This window comes from Vreelandella hamiltonii (assembly GCF_014651795.1).
Lineage (GTDB): Bacteria > Pseudomonadota > Gammaproteobacteria > Pseudomonadales > Halomonadaceae > Vreelandella > Vreelandella hamiltonii.
Map to the genome: position 1 here is coordinate 556,204 of NZ_BMXO01000001.1, position 17,372 is coordinate 573,575.

A 17,372-nucleotide genomic window follows, 5' to 3' on the forward strand; every position below is an offset into this window, starting at 1 on the left:
GAATACATTGTGGCAGAACGTCGAAACTTCTCAAGCGGACCCAATACGCAAAAGGCGAGCCCACCGGGCTCGCCTTACTTTCACAAAATCCAATTAATACAATCACTTAAAGTTGGATTAGTGAAAAATTTCGCTTTTTCTTACAAGGTTTCGAGCGAATGTCGTCGGCATTTGTAAGAGATCTCTTACAAATTTTTGAGAGATCTCTTACACGCCATCGCTGGTTTTTCGCTTATTGGCCCTTGATGGCCTTCAAACCGGGGTAGGTCACTTCCCCCAGCTCTGCTTCGATGACCAGCAGACGGTTGTATTTGGCCACACGGTCAGAACGACACAGCGAGCCGGTCTTGATCTGTCCTGCACACGTGCCCACGGCCAGGTCGGCAATGGTGGTGTCTTCGGTCTCACCGCTGCGGTGGGATATCACCGCCGTGAAGCCAGCGTCCTGGGCCATCTTGATCGCATCGAGGGTTTCGGAGAGCGAGCCAATCTGGTTGAACTTGATCAGGATCGAGTTGCCGATCTGCTCGTCGATGCCGCGCTTGAGGATTTTGGTGTTGGTCACGAACAGGTCATCGCCCACCAGCTGCACCTTGTCGCCCAGCTTGTCGGTCAAGTCTTTCCACCCCGCCCAGTCGGACTCGTCCATGCCGTCTTCGATAGAGACGATGGGGTAGTCCGCGCACAGGCCTGCCAGGTAGTCGGCAAACCCTGCGGAGTCGTAACGCTTGCCTTCTCCGGCCAGGTCGTACTGGCCTTCCTTGTAGAACTCGGAGGCAGCACAGTCCAGCGCCAGGGTAACGTCGCTACCCAGGGTGTAACCGGCATCGGCCACCGCCTGCTTGATGACAGCCAGGGCATCGGCGTTGGACGCCAGGTTGGGCGCAAAGCCACCCTCATCCCCTACCGAGGTAGACAGCCCCTTGGCAGACAGTACTTTCTTCAGCGCGTGGAAGATTTCCGCGCCCATGCGCAGGCCTTCACGGAAGTTGGCAGCACCGACCGGCTGTACCATGAACTCCTGAATATCCACGTTATTGTCGGCATGCTCGCCGCCGTTGAGGATGTTCATCATCGGTACCGGCATGCTGTACTGGCCCGGTTGACCGTAAAGCTCGGCAATATGCGCATACAGCGGTACGCCCTTGGCGTTGGCAGCCGCCTTGGCAGCGGCCAGCGACACGGCCAGAATGGCGTTGGCGCCCAGGTTGGCCTTGTTGTCGGTGCCGTCCAGCGCCAGCATGGCGTCATCCAGACCGCGCTGGTCCCGTGCATCCATCCCCAACAACGCCTCACGGATCCTGCCATTCACGGCATCCACGGCTTTCAACACGCCTTTGCCGAGGTAACGCGCCTTGTCGCCATCACGCAGCTCGAGTGCTTCGCGGGAGCCGGTAGAGGCACCGCTGGGCGCGCAGGCGCTACCTACGGCACCGCTTTCCAAACGCACGGTGGCCTGAACGGTCGGGTTGCCGCGCGAATCGAGCACTTCCAGCGCACTGATTTCAACAATTTTGGTCATGACAGTGTCCTTTGGTTGTCGGTCTGATGGAGGTTAGGTCCAATGTATACCACGAATTTCTGCAGCGATTAACGGATGGTCAAAGGGTCAAATCCCTTCACCAGGCCATCCAACTGCGCCAGCTGTGTCAGAAACGGTTCCAACTGGTCCAGCGGCAGCGCACACGGGCCGTCGCATTTGGCGTTGTCCGGGTCCGGGTGGGCTTCCAGGAACAGCCCCGCCAGGCCTACCGCCACGCCTGCACGGGCCAGCTCGGCCACCTGGGCACGGCGGCCGTCGGCGCTGTCGGCGCGGCCACCGGGGCGCTGCAGGGCGTGGGTGACGTCGAAAAACACCGGATAGCCGGTGTGTTTCATATCGCCAAAGCCCAGCATGTCCACCACCAGGTTGTTGTAGCCAAAGCTGGTGCCGCGCTCGCAGAGCATCAGGCGGTCATTGCCCGCTTCCTGAAACTTGCTGAGGATATGGCGCATTTCATGGGGTGCCAGAAACTGCGGCTTCTTGATGTTGATGGCAGCGCCCGTTTTGGCCATGGCCACTACCAGATCGGTCTGGCGTGCCAAAAACGCCGGTAGCTGGATGATATCGGCCACCTCGGCCGCAGGCGCTGCCTGCCAGGGCTCGTGCACATCGGTAATGATGGGCACGTTGTAGCGCGCCTTGATATCGGCCAGGATCTGCAGCCCTTTTTCCAGCCCAGGGCCACGATATGAGTGAATCGAGCTGCGGTTGGCCTTGTCGAAACTGGCCTTGAAAACATACGGCATGCCCAGCTTTTGCGTCACGGCCACGTAAGCCTGCGCGACTTCATCGGCCAGTTCCGCCGACTCCAGCACGTTCATGCCACCCAGCAGCATGAGAGGCAAAGAATTGCCGGCGGTTAAGCCGGCAACGTGGATGTGATGCTCTGGGAACGGGGATTGAGAAGACATGCTTCCCCCTTTATTCCTGAGGTGTGGCGTGGGCACGGGTACGTGCCGTCTTGTACTCGAGCGCGGCGTTGACGAACCCGGAGAACAGTGGGTGGCCATCGCGCGGCGTGGAGGTGAATTCGGGATGGAACTGACACGCCACGTACCAGGGGTGGTCGGCAAGCTCGACCATCTCCACCAGCGACTGGTCCACGCTCTTGCCTGAAATCACCAGACCTGCGCGCTCCAGCTCGTCGATGAACTGATTGTTGACTTCGAAGCGATGGCGATGACGCTCGACGATCTCATCAGAGCCGTACGCCTCGCGCGCCTTGCTGCCTGACGCCAAGTGGCATACCTGGCCACCCAGACGCATGGTACCGCCCAGATCCGAGGCCGCATCGCGCAGCTCGATCTTGCCTTCGGCGTTGATCCACTCGGTAATCAGACCCACCACCGGGTGCTTGGTGTCGTGGGTGAACTCGGTGGAGTTGGCGTCTTTCCAGCCTGCCACGTTACGCGCGAACTCGATCACCGCCACCTGCATGCCCAGGCAGATACCCAGGTAAGGGATGTCGTTTTCACGGGCGAACTGAGCGGTCAGAATCTTGCCTTCGACGCCACGCTCACCAAAGCCACCCGGCACCAGAATGGCGTCCTTGCCAGCAAGACGCTCGGTACCGTGACGCTCGATATCTTCGGAGTCGATGTAGTCCACGTTGACCTTGATACGCCCCTGGATACCGGCGTGGATCAGCGCTTCGTTCAGTGACTTGTAAGCATCCAGCAGCTCCATGTACTTACCGACCATGGCGATGCTGATGGATTTCAGCGGGTTGAGCTTGGCATCGAGTACCTTGACCCACTCGGACAGATCGGCCGGTGCCGCTTCCAGGCGCAGCTTGTCGCAGACGATATCGTCCAGACCGTGCTCGTGGAGCATCAGCGGAATGCGGTAGATGGTGTCGGCGTCTTGCAGCGGCACCACCGCACGCTCTTCCACGTTGGTGAACAGCGCGATCTTGCGACGCTCGCTCTCTTCCAGCTCGACTTCGCTGCGGCAAATCAGAATGTCCGGCTGGATACCGATGGAGCGCAGCTCCTTGACGCTGTGCTGGGTCGGCTTGGTCTTGGTTTCGCCAGCGGTCTTGATATAGGGCACCAGGGTCAGGTGCATGTAGATGGCGCGGCTGGCGCCCAACTCGCTGCGAATCTGACGAATGGATTCCAGGAAGGGCAGCGACTCGATATCGCCGACCGTGCCACCGATCTCCACCAGCGCCACATCGAAGCCTTCGCCGCCGGCGTAGACACGCTGCTTGATCTCATCGGTGATATGGGGAATGACCTGTACCGTGCCGCCCAGGTAGTCACCACGACGCTCCTTGCGCAGTACGTGCTCGTACACTCGGCCGGTGGTGAAGTTGTTGCGCTGGGTCATCTTGGTACGGATGAAGCGTTCGTAGTGCCCCAGGTCCAGATCCGTCTCGGCGCCATCCTCGGTGACGAACACCTCGCCGTGCTGGAAAGGACTCATGGTGCCCGGGTCCACGTTGATGTACGGGTCGAGCTTGAGCATGGTGACCTTAAGGCCGCGAGCCTCGAGAATCGCCGCCAGCGAGGCCGACGCGATGCCCTTGCCAAGAGAGGACACAACGCCGCCGGTCACGAAGATATATCGTGTCATGGAAAACCTGTCGAAACGTGATCAAAAGGCGTAACAGAAAGCCACACCAGGATGGGACGACAGAATAGCAGATTACACCCTTCGGCTCAATTTGAACTGAAATGGCCACCGTGCCGGGTCGCGAGCTAAAGCTGCCTCCCACACCAACCACTGGCTACCCATAAGCAGTGGGAGGCCGATTTATCAGGCAAAGGGGTGCCTCAGGCACCCCTTATCAGCCACCTCGTTACACGCTTAAACGCCCAGGTAGTCCAGAATGCCTTCGGCGGCCTGGCGGCCTTCATAAATGGCCGTCACCACGAGGTCCGAACCGCGCACCATATCGCCACCGGCAAAGATTTTCTCGTTGCTGGTCTGGAACGCATACTGGCCATGCTCGGGTGCCTTGACCAGATCCCAGTCGTTGACCTCGATATTGGCGCTTTTGAACCATGGGGCCGGACTTGCCTGGAAGCCAAAGGCCACCACCACCGCATCGGCGGCAATGATCTCTTCGGAGCCGGGCACCACTTCCGGGCGACGGCGACCGTTTTCATCCGGCTCGCCCAGGCGCGTCCGCACGACCTTCACGCCCTCGACCTTGTCGTCCCCGACCACCGCCACCGGCTGACGGTTGAACAGGAACTCGACGCCCTCTTCCCGGGCGTTGGCCACTTCACGGCGCGAACCCGGCATGTTCTCTTCGTCGCGGCGATAGGCACAGGTCACGCTGGCAGCACGCTGACGAATCGAGGTGCGGTTACAGTCCATGGCGGTATCGCCACCACCCAGCACCACGACCCGCTTGCCTTCCATGGAGATGAAGTCGCTGGGGTCTTTTTCGAAGCCCAGGCGGCGGTTGACGTTGGCAATCAGGAAGTCCAGCGCCTTGTAGACACCGGGCAGGTCTTCGCCGGGGAAGCCACCCTGCATGTACTTGTAGGTGCCCATGCCCAGGAACACCGCATCGTACTCCTGCAGCAGCGTCTCGAACTCGATGTCAGTGCCGATTTCGGTATTCAGGCGGAACTCGACGCCCATCTCTTCGAAGACCGCGCGGCGGCGCTCCATGACGTTCTTTTCCAGCTTGAACTCCGGGATACCGAAGGTCAGCAGGCCGCCAATTTCCGGGTACTTGTCGAACACCACAGGCTTGACGCCATTACGCGCCAGAATGTCGGCACAGCCGAGGCCCGCAGGCCCCGCACCTACAATGGCGACCTTCTTGTCGGTCCAGACCACCTTGGACATGTCCGGGCGCCAGCCCATGGCAAAGGCGGTATCGGTAATGTACTTCTCTACGGAGCCGATGGTGACGGCACCAAAGCCATCGTTCAGGGTGCAGTCGCCCTCGCACAGGCGATCCTGCGGGCACACGCGGCCACATACTTCGGGCAGCGAGTTGGTCTTGTGGGACAGCTCTGCGGCTTCGATGATGTTGCCTTCCACCACCAGCTGCAGCCAGTTGGGAATGTAGTTATGTACCGGGCACTTCCATTCGCAGTACGGGTTGCCACAGTGCAAGCAGCGATGCGCCTGACTGGCCGCATCGGTGGGCTTGAAGGGCTCGTAGATTTCCGCGAACTCTTTGGCACGGGTATGTGCCGGTTTTTTCTCGGGGTCTTTACGACCCACGTCGACGAACTGAAAATCGTTATTCAAACGGTTGGCCATGATCTCTCTCCTCGAAGCGTAGGCGCGGACGGTTATTGCGGCTGACGCCGGGATTGATCCAGCAGACTACCCAGGCTGGCGGCCTTGGGCTTCACCAGCCAGAAGTGGCGTGCGTAGTCGCTGAAGTCTTCCAGAATCGCCGCACCACGCGCAGAGCCGGTCGCCGCCACGTAGGCTTCGATCATTTCGCGCAGGTGACGACGATAGGCTTCCATCGCTTCGGTATTCACCCGGTGGATTTCGACCAGCTCGTGGTTGTACTTGTCCACGAAGGTACGATCTTCATCCAGTACGTAGGCAAAACCACCGGTCATGCCTGCCCCAAAGTTGACGCCCGTCTCACCCAGCACACAGACCAGGCCGCCGGTCATGTATTCGCAGCAGTGGTCCCCGGCGCCTTCGATCACCGCCGTGGCGCCAGAGTTACGCACGCCAAAGCGCTCGCCTGCCGTACCCGCCGCAAACAGCGTGCCGCCGGTGGCACCATAGAGGCAGGTGTTGCCGATGATGGCAGTCTTGTGGCTTTCGAACTGGCTGACCTTGGGCGGCACGATCACGATGCTGCCACCGTTCATTCCCTTGCCCACGTAGTCGTTGGCGTCGCCTTCCAGGTAGAGATTCAAACCACGCGCGTTCCAGACACCAAAGCTCTGGCCCGCCACCCCTTTGAAGCGCGCGGTGACCGGCGCTGCTTCCAGGCCATCCTCGCCGTAGCGCTTGGCAATCGCCCCCGAGGTGAGCGCGCCCACGCTGCGGTCGCAGTTGGTGATGGTGAAATCGAAGGTGCCGCCGGACTGAGTGTCGATGGCCTCTTTCAGCGCCGCCAGCACTTCCTGGTTCTTGGCACCGGGGTCGTGGGGCACGTTGCGGCTGACCACGCAGAACTGCGGCGCGTCGGCAGGCACGAAATCGTTGGCCAGCAGCGGCGTCAGGTCCAGCTTGCGCTGCGACGCGGTGTTGCCTTCCAGCACTTCCAGCAGGTCGGTACGGCCAATCAGGTCGGTGAGTTTGCTCACGCCCAGCATGGCCATCAGCTCGCGCACTTCCTCGGCAATGAAGCGGAAGTAGTTCTTCACCATGTCCACGGTGCCACGGAAATGCTCGCCGCGCAGGAAGTCATCCTGAGTAGCGACACCGGTAGCACAGTTGTTGAGATGGCAAATGCGCAGGAACTTGCAGCCCAGCGCCACCATGGGCGCCGTGCCAAAGCCGAAGCTTTCGGCCCCCAGAATGGCCGCCTTGACGACGTCCAGTCCGGTTTTCAGGCCGCCGTCGGTCTGTAGACGAATCTTGTCGCGCAGGCCATTGATCCGCAGTGCCTGATGCACTTCCGGCAGGCCCAGCTCCCAGGGGGAACCGGCGTGCTTGATGGAGGTGAGCGGGCTCGCCGCCGTGCCGCCATCGTAGCCCGAGACGGTGATCAGGTCCGCGTAGGCCTTGGCAACGCCGGTGGCAATGGTACCGATGCCGGGCTCGGAGACCAGCTTCACCGACACCTGGGCATCAGGGTTGACCTGCTTCAGGTCGAAGATCAGCTGCGCCAGGTCTTCGATGGAGTAGATGTCGTGGTGCGGCGGCGGCGAAATGAGCGTCACGCCGGGCACCGAGTAACGCAGGCGGGCAATCAGTTGATTGACCTTGCCGCCTGGCAGCTGGCCGCCTTCGCCGGGCTTGGCGCCTTGGGCAACCTTGATCTGCAATACGTCTGCATTGACCAGGTAGGCCGGCGTCACGCCGAAACGGCCTGAGGCGATCTGCTTGATCTTGGAGCTGCGGATGGTGCCGTAGCGGGCAGGGTCTTCACCGCCCTCACCGGAGTTGGAGCGACCACCGGCCTCGTTCATGGCCTGAGCCAGCGCCTCATGGGCCTCGGGGGAGAGTGCGCCCAGCGACATGCCTGCGCTATCGAAGCGTGGAATCAACGCTTCGATGGGCTCGACCTCTTCCAACGGAATCGGCGTGGCAGCAGGCTTGAGTTTCAGCAGGTCACGAATGGTGGCCACGGGGCGCTCGTTCACCAGCTGTGCGAACTTCTTCCACTTGGTGTAGCTGCCCTCTTGCACCGCCGCTTGCAGCGCCTTGACCACATCCGGGTTATAGGCGTGGTACTCGTGTCCGTGCACGTACTTGAGCATACCGCCCTGGGAAATGCCCTTGCGGGGAATCCAGGCGTCCTTGGCCAGCAGCTCCTGCTGCAGCTGCAGCTCGGCAAAGCCGGTGCCCTGAATGCGCGACGCCATGCCGACGAAACAGGTATCCATCACCTCATCGGCCAGACCCACGGCTTCGAACAGCATGGAGCCACGGTAGGACGCCAGCGTCGAGATGCCCATCTTCGAAAGAATCTTGAACAGCCCCTTCTGCAGGCCCTTGCGGTAGTTCTCGCGGGCATCTGCCGGGTTACCGGTGAGTTCGCCAGTGCGGTGCATGTCGGCCATCACCTGATAGGCCAGCCACGGGTAGACCGCCGTGGCGCCCACGCCGAACAGTACGGCCATCTGGTGGGCGTCGCGGGCATAGCCGGTCTCGACCACGATGTTGGCATTCGGGCGCAGCGCCAGACGCCCCAGGTGCGAGTGCACGGCACCCACGGCCAGGGCTGCCTGGATGGGCAGTTGCCCCTTGGGCAGTTCGGCATCGCTCAGTACCAGAATTACCTTGCCCGCCTTGACCTGCGCTTCGGCTTCCTGGCACAGCGCCACAATGGCTTGCTGGAGGCTGGTGCTTTCCGGGTCGTAACCCAGCGGCAGCAGATGGCTGGCAAATGCCGGGTCGTCCTGACTCACCAGCGCAGTGAACTTGCGTGGCGACAGCACCGGCGTGGTCAGGATCAAGCGGTGCGCGTGCTCCGGCGTGGCCTTGAAGACGTTCAGCTCGGCACCGCAGCAGGTTTCCAACGACATGACGATCGCTTCGCGCAGCGGGTCGATGGGCGGGTTGGTGACCTGAGCAAACTTCTGACGGAAGAAGTCGGTCAGCAGGCGCGGACGGCTCGACAGGACCGCCATGGGCGTATCGTCGCCCATGGACCCGACGGCTTCCTGGCCGCTTTCTGCCAGCGGGCGCAGCACCTGGTCACGCTCTTCGAAGGTCACCTGGAACATCTTCTGCTGCACGTTCAGGGCGTCGGTATCCATGGTCTGGAATCGCGCCAACTCGGTCAGCGCCGACTCCAGGTAGCTGGCTTCCTGCTTCAGCCAACGCTTGTAGGGGTAGGCAGATTTCAGGCGGTCATCGATGTCCTGGGTGTGCAGCACTTCGCCGGTGTGGGTATCCACGGCCAGCATCTGACCAGGGCCGACTCGACCTTTGGCCACCACGTCTTCCGGCTGATAGCCGTAGGTGCCGATTTCCGACGCCAGCGTGATATAGCCATTCCTGGTGATCACCCAGCGCGCCGGACGCAGCCCGTTACGGTCGAGCATACACACGGCCTGACGGCCGTCGGTCATGACCACGCCAGCGGGGCCATCCCAGGGCTCCATGTGCATGGAGTTGTATTCGTAGAACGCCCGCAGCTCGGCATCCATGGTCTCCACGTTCTGCCAGGCAGGTGGCACCATCATGCGCACGGCGCGGTGCAGCTCCATCCCCCCGGTCAGCAGTACTTCCAGCATGTTGTCCATGCTGGAGGAGTCGGAGCCGGTGGTGTTGACGATTTCATCCAGCTTGGCAATATCGGGCAGACGCTCGTTGACGAAGTTCGCCTTGCGCGAGTTCGCCCAGCCGCGGTTGGCTTCGATGGTGTTGATTTCACCGTTATGTGCCAGCAGGCGGAACGGCTGCGCCAGCGGCCAGCGCGGCGCCGTGTTGGTCGAGAAGCGCTGGTGGAAAACACAAATGGCGGTTTCCAGGCGCGGGTCGTTCAGATCCTTGTAAAAGGCTGGCAGGTCTTCCGGCATTACCAGGCCTTTATAGGAGACCACTTCGCTGGAAAGCGACGCCACGTAGAAGTCTTCATCGCCACGCAGGGCCTGCTCGGCATAGCGGCGCGCCATGAACAGGTCGACATCGAAGTTGTCGCTGCTGCCGGGCGCCACGAACAGCTGCTCGATACGCGGCAGGCAGTCCAGTGCCATGGGGCCACAGACGCTTGAGTCGGTGGGCACGACTCGCCAGCCCAGCACGTCCAGGCCGCGGGCGCTCAGCTCGCCGACCAGGGTTTCCCTGGCCTTGCTGGCACGCGCATCGTCGTCAGGCAGGAATACCACGCCCACGGCAAAGCGCTCGCCCAGCGCCACACCGAGCGCCTCTTGAGCTGCCGCGCGCATGAACTGCGCTGGCATCTTGAGCAGCAGACCACAGCCGTCGCCGGTTTTACCGTCTGCCGCGATACCACCGCGATGCGTCATGCAGGTAAGTGATTCAATGGCCGTTTTCAGCAAGTCGTGACTGGCCTGCCCTTCCATATGGGCAATCAGGCCAAAACCACAGTTATCGCGAAACTCGCCAGGCTGGTGAAGACCTCTATTCATTGGGCGTGCCTCTAGTCAGCGTATTTTACCAGCAGCGTTTTTATGGTATTATTTCGGGTTTTTCTTTTTTTATAGCTCTTATTACCCGCCTACAATAAGGGCTTTCCCGCATCCGCTGCTGCAAGAAAATGGTTGCTCAGCATAGCGATTTGCAGCCGCGTAGCGCAATCACCCAGAACTCGCCATCTGCAAAAAAACCTTGTCAAATCCTGTAGTTGCATGCTCAAACTACAAAAAAATACATACACTTCAAGCACTTGCACAGTCATTGCACGATTTTTAAACGCTGCCTACAAAGCATTAGACTTTGGTCTAAAATAAAGCAAAAAACCCATGCCGATAGCGCATAAGCCATGCTGATTGGATACTGACAGTCAATAAAAAGCCCGCCGTGGCGTGGGCGGGCTTTGCCAATATCATGACTGACGCATGATCAGCATCCGGCGCTACCTCGCTAGGCTTTGTACGAAAAGTCGGCGAGCGATGGCCAGACAAGGCAAAAATCGGCGAAAAGACGGAGTTTACAAGGTGTAAATGAGTACTTTGAGCCGATTTTTAACGCCGTATGGGCGAGCGTAGGCAGTTTTCGTACAAAGCCTAGGCGCGAGGGTAGTCGGTCAGCAGCTCGGTCAGCAGTTCCGGGGGCGTGGCATCGCTGACGCAGGCATCCCCCAGCGCCTTGAGCAGCACCAGCCGCAGGCGCGCATCGACGTTTTTCTTGTCCAGGCGCATGCGCACCAGAAAGTCGTCTGCGCTCATATCGCGCGGCGCGGCCAGCGGTAGTCCGGCACTTTCGATCACCGACCGAGTGCGCGCCAGCGCATCCTCCGTGATCCAGCCCAGCTGGCATGACAGCGTGGCCGCCATGGCCATGCCCGCCCCCACCGCCTCACCGTGCAGCCAGTTGCCATACCCCTGATGCGCTTCGATGGCATGGCCAAAGGTGTGCCCCAGGTTCAATAGTGCGCGAACCCCCTGCTCGGTTTCGTCTTCGGCCACGATGTCGGCCTTGATCTGGCAGCTTCTGGCAATCGCCTCGGCCACGATGCCTGGCTCCACCTGACGCAGGGCATCCATGTGCGCTTCCAACCAGCCCAAAAAGTCTTCGTCACGAATGAAGCCATACTTCACCACTTCTGCCAGGCCCGCCGACAGCTCCCGGGGCGGCAGCGTGACCAGGGTATCGATATCGACGATGACGGCCTTGGGCTGCCAGAAAGCGCCAATCATGTTCTTGCCCAGCGGATGGTTCACCCCGGTCTTCCCGCCCACCGAGGAGTCCACCTGCGAGAGCAGGGTCGTCGGCACCTGAATGAACGCGACGCCGCGCTGATAGGAGGCCGCCGCATAGCCCACCATGTCGCCAATCACTCCACCGCCCAGCGCAATGAGCGTACAGCGGCGGTTGAACCCCGCCTCCAGCAAGGCATCCCAGATACGGCTGACCTGTTCGATGCTCTTGTACTGCTCGCCATCGGGCAGCACCAGCGTGCGTACGTCAAGGTGCTCGGGCAAGCTTTGGCACAGCGCGTCGAGATAGTACGGCGCAACGGTCTCGTTGGTGATCACCATGACCTGCTCACCCGCCAGGTAAGGCACGAACCGCTCAGGGCGGTTCAACAACCCCACGCCGATATGAATGGGGTAGCTTCGCTCACCCAGATCCACGTTCAGAGTGCGTTCTATGCCTGAGGGCTGTGTCATGACGATACCTTTGTTTGCGTTGTGCCTGTTGCTTCCAGCGGGTCGACCAGCCGGTGGACCCGGCGCAGAATTTCATTGACCACGGCACGCGGGCTGCGTCGATCCGTACGTACGGTAATATCGGACGTGGCGCGATAGAGGGGGTCACGGGTGGCGAACATGTCGTTGAGCACCTGCTCCCGATCGGCACACTGGAGCAGCGGACGATTACGGTCCTTGGCCGTGCGCTTGAGCTGTTGCTCTACGGTGGTCATCAGGTATACCACGGTACCGCGTTCACGGAGTGCACGGCGATTCTCTTCGCGCAGCACCGCCCCACCTCCGGTGGCCACCACCACGCCAGCAAGCCGTGTCAGCTCGTCGATCATCTGGATTTCGCGCTGACGAAAACCGGGCTCCCCTTCCACGTCGAAAATCCACGGGATATCGGCACCGCAACGATCCTGTATGGCATGGTCGCTATCATGAAAGGAGCGCGACAGCTCCGCCGCCAACAGGCGACCTATCGTGCTCTTGCCAGCCCCCATGGGGCCGATCAAAAAAATATTGGGTAAATCCTGCATCAGCGAACCGCCAAACCATCATCAAGTAATCGGGGAGTGATAAAGACCAGTAACTCTACCTTTTCATTGCTCTCTTCGGTATAGCGGAACAGCCGACCGATAAAGGGCAGATCACCCAGCAGCGGCGTCTTGGCCATCTGGCTAAGCTGCTCGGTGGTCAGGATTCCGCCCAGCACCACCGTCTGACCGTTATCGACCAGTACCTGGGTTTCGATCTGATTGGTGTCGATGGGCGGCTCGCCGCCAAACTCGCTTTCACGGAAACTGTCGTTCTTGATTACCAGATCCATGATGATGCGATTGTCCGGGGTAATTTGCGGCGTGACCTCCAGCGACAGCTCCGCCTCCTTGAACTCGGTATCGGGGTTGCCTTGGGCATCGACGCTCTGGAAGGCCCGCTCTTCGCCTTGGCGGATGGTGGCCGTACGCTGGTTGGCGGTAATCACGCGTGGCTGCGAAATGGTCTGGCTCTTGCCTTCGCTTTCCAGGGCGCGCAGCTCCAGGTCGAGCAGAATATCCCCCGAGAGATAGCCAAAGCTGAAGCCCGTGCTGGCCGCGGCGGTAGAACCCAGGTCAACGGCCAGCCCACCCTGGGCACGGTTGAGGCCGCCAGGATTGATGTTGCGCGGCACGAACTGCCCGGCTTCGTTTTCCAGGAAGCCTCGCGTGCTGGAGACGCCCCAGTTCACGCCCAACTCCCGGGAAGCGGTATCTCGGGCAATCACGATACGTGCCTCGATCTGCACCTGACGCACCGCCACATCCAGCCTGTCCAGGGTACGCATGATGTCGCGCACCTGTTCCGCCGTGTCTTGAATGAGCAGCGTATTGGTACGCTGATCGACGCTGACGCGGCCACGGTCGGTCAACAAGCCAAACCCGTCACCACCGCGCAGCAGCTGCGCCAGGTCTTCTGCCCGCGCGTACTTGACCTCGACGAACTCGGTGATCAGCGGGGCAAGGGTCTGCTGCTGGTTGCGCGCCTCGATCTCCTGCCGCTCCAGGTCAGCCAGCTCGCTGGCGGGGGCCACCACGATGACATTGCCCTGCTCGCGACTGGAGAGCCCCTGGCTTTGCAGAATCAATGCCAGCGCCTGGTCCCAAGGGACTTCGTTCAGGTTCAAGGTGACGCGCCCCGTCACGCTGTCGCTGGCCACCAGGTTCAGGCCAGTAAACTCGGCCAGCGTCGCCAGCACGGCACGCACTTCGATATCCTGAAAGTTGAGACTCAGGCGATCACCCGTGAACGACTGCCCTTCGCGCTCGCGCTGCTGCTGCGGTGCCTGGCTCACCGGCTGGACCTCGATGGTCAACGTGCGGCCACTCTGCGAGGACAACATGGCGTAAGGGCCTTCCGTTTGCAGCTCCAGCAGCGTGTCACGCTGCCCGGAACGGGGCGTGATGCGGGTAATCGGCGTAGCAAAATCGGTGACATCGTAAATCTGGTTCAAGGCATCGGGGATGTCCACGTCTCGCAATTCGGCAATCACGCGCCCCCCACTGCCTTCACGCACCTGAGTGACGACCCCGTCACGGTCGAAGGTCACCAACAGGCGCCCCGAGCCATCCGTACCGCGGCGGAAGTCGATATCACTGACCTGGGGGCCTTGCGACGTTTCCAGGCCTCCCTGAGGCGAGGCATCAGGCGAGAGCGTAATCCTCAACCGATCGCCGTCGACCCGTGAGGTGTATTCCAACGGCTGGCTCAGGTCGACCACCAAGCGCGTTCGGCCATTGCCTTCCAGCGCCGTGATGCGTTCGACGCCTACACTTCCGACATTGATGCGACGCTGTGCCAAGCCGCTTTGCGTATCGGCCAAGTCCAACGCCAGACGCGGCGGCGCATCCAGGCGATAGCCGCTCAGCTCTGCCACGCCACCGCTGAACTGCAGCAGCAGCTCCACATCGCCACGCGAGGTTTCTCGAACGTCCAGCGCAGTGAGCACGGAGCCCCAGGCCAGCGCAGGCATCATGGCAAACAGGGAAAGCGTTATTTGGCGGAGCGTGATGGCCATAAAAAGTCATCCAGTAACTGAAAAAGGTCGAAACACGTTATGTGGCAGGGCGCTTGCGGCTTACTCCAACGTCAGCGCCGCCGGGCGCTCCTGCCAGCCTTGCTGCTGATTGAAAATGCGCTCGGTCAGCCGCACCTGCTGCGGTTCAATGGCCGTGATGCGCCCATGGTCGGTACCCAGATAGTTGCCCACCCTGACGCTGGTCACACTGCCATCCGGCGCGGCAATCATGCCCACCTGCTGACCGCCCATGCGCAGCGTGCCCACCAGGCGCAGCGATGGCAACGGAAACTGCTCCAACGGCTCGGGAGGGCGCTGCTGGTCCGGGGCAAGGGCACTTTCCAGCAAGGCCGACGAGGCCTGCGTACGAATGCTCTCGGGTGCTAAAAAGGGGCTACGTGCATCACTATAACGATAATCGACCACTCGGTAATCGGGAATCGTCGGTATTTCTATCGGCGGCTGCCCCGCTGGGCTACGCCGAATGTCATTGAGCTGTTCGTCCAACTGAGCCAGGTTGGCATCCCCGCAGCCAGCCAGCAGTAACAGGCACCCTACCAGGACGGGCCAACGCTTCATGGTGTGCCCCCCTGCTCTGCATCATCTATATAGCTATAGGTGCGCGCCAGCAGCGACATGCGCAGCGTATCACTGCCCTGCTCGATAGGCACCAGAGTGACATCCTGCTGGGTGATGATCCGCGCCTGCTGGCTGATATCCGCCACGAAGCGTGCCAGCTCATGAAAGCCGCCCCTTACCTGGATATCGAAGGGGTGCTCGACATAGTGGGTATTGAGTACCGTGGGGCGAAGGCGAATGGTCTCGATGGTCAGATTGTTGCTCACCGCAGCATCGCTGATACCGTCCAGCAGCGTGGGGATCTCGGCGCTGGTGGGGAGCATGGCACGCATCGAGGAAATCTGCTCTTCCAACAGCGTCAGCTGGTCGCGTACCTCCGGCAAGAAAGCCGCTTCACCCACCTTGCCACGATACTCACCCAGCAAACGCACTTCCTGACGCTGCGCCGCTTCCAGCGCAATACGCTTCTCGCCGACCAGCCACCAGCTCAGACCGCCGAACACGATGACGAATGCCAGCAAGCAGCACAGGCCTTTCAACAAGGTGGGCCACTCGCCCGCCTCTTTTACATCCAGCGCTTGCCAATCGACGCTCTGCAGACGCTGCCACTCGTCACGCCACCGCTGTCGGCTCCAGATCATGGTGCTGACTCCTCGCTACCGGGCAGCACTTGCACCACCTCGAACTGAAAAACCCGACTGGTGCCATCCTGGCCGCTGGCGACTTCCGACAACAGCGGCACTCCCAAGCCTGGCATGTCGGCGATTTGACGAAGCTGCTCGGATACCTGCCGCTCGTTACCGGCCATGGCCGAAATACTGACACGGTCACCACTGCGCGCCAGACGCTGATACACCACGCCATCGACCACGCTGGCGGCGATGTCATTGAACAACTTGACCGTGCTGGCCCGCTCGCCCTGCAGCGTTTGAAACAGCGTCAATTGCTCACCCAGGCGAGCTACCGAGGCCTGATAGCGCTGCACATCGGCAATTTCACTGTTCAAACGCTCGAGCTGTTGCGTGATGTACGCATTGCGCTGCTGCTGCGCCGCCAGCTTCTGCTGATAAAGTTGCGAAGCGCCCAGTCCAAGCCCCACGCCCAGCAGCAACATCAGGATGACCAGTTGCGCGAAGCGTCGCGTGCGTCGCTGCCGTCGCGCCTCACGCCAGGGCAGCAGGTTGATGGTGATGCTCATAGCCCGGCCCTCATGGCCAGCCCACCCGCGGTCAGCATGGCCGGTGCATCGTTGGTGAGCCCTTCGATATTGAGACGCTTGTTGATCCGCATGCGTTGAAACGGATTGGCAATGGTCACCGTCATGCCGCTATCTTCGGAGATGCGCTCTGCCAGGCCGGGTATCACGCTCGACCCGCCGGCCAGAACGATATGCTGCACTTCATGCTGGCGGCCAGCGGTGTAATAAAGCTGCAAGGAGCGCCCCACCTGCTGGACGACCGTGTCGAGAAAGGGATTGAGCACTTTCTCCTGATAGTCATCGGGCAAGCCACCGCGTTTCTTGGCAAACCCGGCTTCTTCGATACTGAGCGAATAGTAGTCACGGATGGCATCGGTCAGCTGTCGGCCACCAAACACCGTGTCGCGGCTGTAGACGATATGGCCACCGCGCACTACATGGAAGGCATTCATGTTGGCCCCGACATCCACCAGGCCTACGCAGGCGTTGGGGTCGCTATCCACCTTCAGCTGGCGGCGCAGCTCGGCCAACGAGCGCTCCATGGCGAAGGTTTCCACGTCGACGGCAGCGGGTTCGAGCCCTGCACGCTCCAGAGTTTCGGTCAATTGGGAGACATCCTGCTGACGGCAAGCCACCAGAATGACCTGCTGCTGCTCTTCATCGAAAGGCGCAGGGCCCAGGCAGTGAAAATCGAACGCCACTTCACTGAACGGAAAAGGGATATGGCGGTCAGACTCGGCGATGATCCGTTCTTCTATCTCGTCTTCGCTGAGCGAAACGGGAAATTGCAGCGTTTTGGTAATCGCAGCGCTGGCAGGAACGGCGACGGCGGCCTTGCGGGTCGACGGCTTGGCATGCTCCACTGCCCGGCTCAACACGTTAGCCACATCGTTGATATCTCGGATGCGTCGCTCGACCACTGCGCCTTCACGCAGGGGGCGCACTGCGTAGCTTTCTACCTGAAAATTGTCATTGCACTGCTTGAGTTCGAGCAGCTTGACGGTCGCCGAGGTAATATCGACACCAATCAACCCTTTACTGGGTGCTAGTAAGCGCATGTTGAGT

At 60.8% G+C, this 17,372-nt stretch carries 12 protein-coding genes; all 12 read right to left on the minus strand.

What is annotated here, in order from left to right:
* Positions 1-232: 232 nt before the first annotated feature.
* Positions 233-1,522, minus strand: a complete 1,290-nt coding sequence (gene eno / locus IE061_RS02735; RefSeq protein ID WP_193460899.1) for a phosphopyruvate hydratase — start codon at positions 1,520-1,522, stop codon at positions 233-235.
* Positions 1,523-1,590: 68 nt separating this feature from the next.
* Entirely contained in the window at positions 1,591-2,454 is an 864-nt protein-coding gene (gene kdsA, locus IE061_RS02740; RefSeq protein WP_193460900.1) for a 3-deoxy-8-phosphooctulonate synthase, read from the minus strand.
* A 10-nt stretch (positions 2,455-2,464) separates the two neighbouring features.
* Positions 2,465-4,120: a CTP synthase gene (locus IE061_RS02745; RefSeq protein WP_193460901.1), complete on the minus strand. Its 1,656-nt coding sequence runs from the start codon at positions 4,118-4,120 to the stop codon at positions 2,465-2,467.
* 234 nt (positions 4,121-4,354) lie between these two features.
* Complete coding sequence (locus IE061_RS02750; RefSeq protein ID WP_039180089.1) at positions 4,355-5,773, minus strand: FAD-dependent oxidoreductase; 1,419 nt, start codon at positions 5,771-5,773, stop codon at positions 4,355-4,357.
* A gap of 32 nt (positions 5,774-5,805) precedes the next feature.
* On the minus strand, positions 5,806-10,248 hold the full coding sequence (gene gltB / locus IE061_RS02755) for a glutamate synthase large subunit (protein ID WP_193460902.1): 4,443 nt from the start codon (positions 10,246-10,248) through the stop codon (positions 5,806-5,808).
* 597 nt (positions 10,249-10,845) lie between these two features.
* Complete coding sequence (gene aroB / locus IE061_RS02760; protein ID WP_039180093.1) at positions 10,846-11,952, minus strand: 3-dehydroquinate synthase; 1,107 nt, start codon at positions 11,950-11,952, stop codon at positions 10,846-10,848.
* Positions 11,949-12,515, minus strand: coding sequence for a shikimate kinase AroK (gene aroK / locus IE061_RS02765; RefSeq protein ID WP_096922335.1), 567 nt, complete (start codon positions 12,513-12,515; stop codon positions 11,949-11,951). Before aroK ends, aroB begins: the two co-directional genes overlap by 4 nt.
* A complete protein-coding gene (gene pilQ / locus IE061_RS02770; RefSeq protein ID WP_096922332.1) occupies positions 12,515-14,530 on the minus strand; it encodes a type IV pilus secretin family protein in 2,016 nt (671 codons plus the stop codon). Before pilQ ends, aroK begins: the two co-directional genes overlap by 1 nt.
* Positions 14,531-14,590: 60 nt before the next feature.
* Entirely contained in the window at positions 14,591-15,109 is a 519-nt protein-coding gene (locus IE061_RS02775; RefSeq protein WP_167385710.1) for a pilus assembly protein PilP, read from the minus strand.
* Entirely contained in the window at positions 15,106-15,750 is a 645-nt protein-coding gene (locus tag IE061_RS02780; protein ID WP_039180103.1) for a type IV pilus inner membrane component PilO, read from the minus strand. Before IE061_RS02780 ends, IE061_RS02775 begins: the two co-directional genes overlap by 4 nt.
* A complete protein-coding gene (locus IE061_RS02785) occupies positions 15,747-16,307 on the minus strand; it encodes a PilN domain-containing protein (protein WP_039180105.1) in 561 nt (186 codons plus the stop codon). The genes IE061_RS02780 and IE061_RS02785 overlap by 4 nt, the downstream gene beginning before the upstream one ends.
* Positions 16,304-17,365, minus strand: coding sequence for a type IV pilus assembly protein PilM (gene pilM / locus IE061_RS02790; protein ID WP_039180108.1), 1,062 nt, complete (start codon positions 17,363-17,365; stop codon positions 16,304-16,306). The genes IE061_RS02785 and pilM overlap by 4 nt, the downstream gene beginning before the upstream one ends.
* Between the last annotated feature and the right edge of the window lie 7 nt (positions 17,366-17,372).

What these genes read in the sequence shown, in the direction of transcription:
- aroK (WP_096922335.1), bottom strand. Translation starts at nt 12,515, where the DNA reads ATGCAGGATTTACCCAATATTTTTTTGATCGGCCCCATGGGGGCTGGC.
- gltB (WP_193460902.1), bottom strand. Translation starts at nt 10,248, where the DNA reads ATGAATAGAGGTCTTCACCAGCCTGGCGAGTTTCGCGATAACTGTGGT.
- pilQ (WP_096922332.1), bottom strand. Translation starts at nt 14,530, where the DNA reads ATGGCCATCACGCTCCGCCAAATAACGCTTTCCCTGTTTGCCATGATG.
- IE061_RS02780 (WP_039180103.1), bottom strand. Translation starts at nt 15,750, where the DNA reads ATGATCTGGAGCCGACAGCGGTGGCGTGACGAGTGGCAGCGTCTGCAG.
- kdsA (WP_193460900.1), bottom strand. Translation starts at nt 2,454, where the DNA reads ATGTCTTCTCAATCCCCGTTCCCAGAGCATCACATCCACGTTGCCGGC.
- IE061_RS02785 (WP_039180105.1), bottom strand. Translation starts at nt 16,307, where the DNA reads ATGAGCATCACCATCAACCTGCTGCCCTGGCGTGAGGCGCGACGGCAG.
- IE061_RS02750 (WP_039180089.1), bottom strand. Translation starts at nt 5,773, where the DNA reads ATGGCCAACCGTTTGAATAACGATTTTCAGTTCGTCGACGTGGGTCGT.
- pilM (WP_039180108.1), bottom strand. Translation starts at nt 17,365, where the DNA reads ATGCGCTTACTAGCACCCAGTAAAGGGTTGATTGGTGTCGATATTACC.
- aroB (WP_039180093.1), bottom strand. Translation starts at nt 11,952, where the DNA reads ATGACACAGCCCTCAGGCATAGAACGCACTCTGAACGTGGATCTGGGT.
- IE061_RS02745 (WP_193460901.1), bottom strand. Translation starts at nt 4,120, where the DNA reads ATGACACGATATATCTTCGTGACCGGCGGCGTTGTGTCCTCTCTTGGC.
- IE061_RS02775 (WP_167385710.1), bottom strand. Translation starts at nt 15,109, where the DNA reads ATGAAGCGTTGGCCCGTCCTGGTAGGGTGCCTGTTACTGCTGGCTGGC.
- eno (WP_193460899.1), bottom strand. Translation starts at nt 1,522, where the DNA reads ATGACCAAAATTGTTGAAATCAGTGCGCTGGAAGTGCTCGATTCGCGC.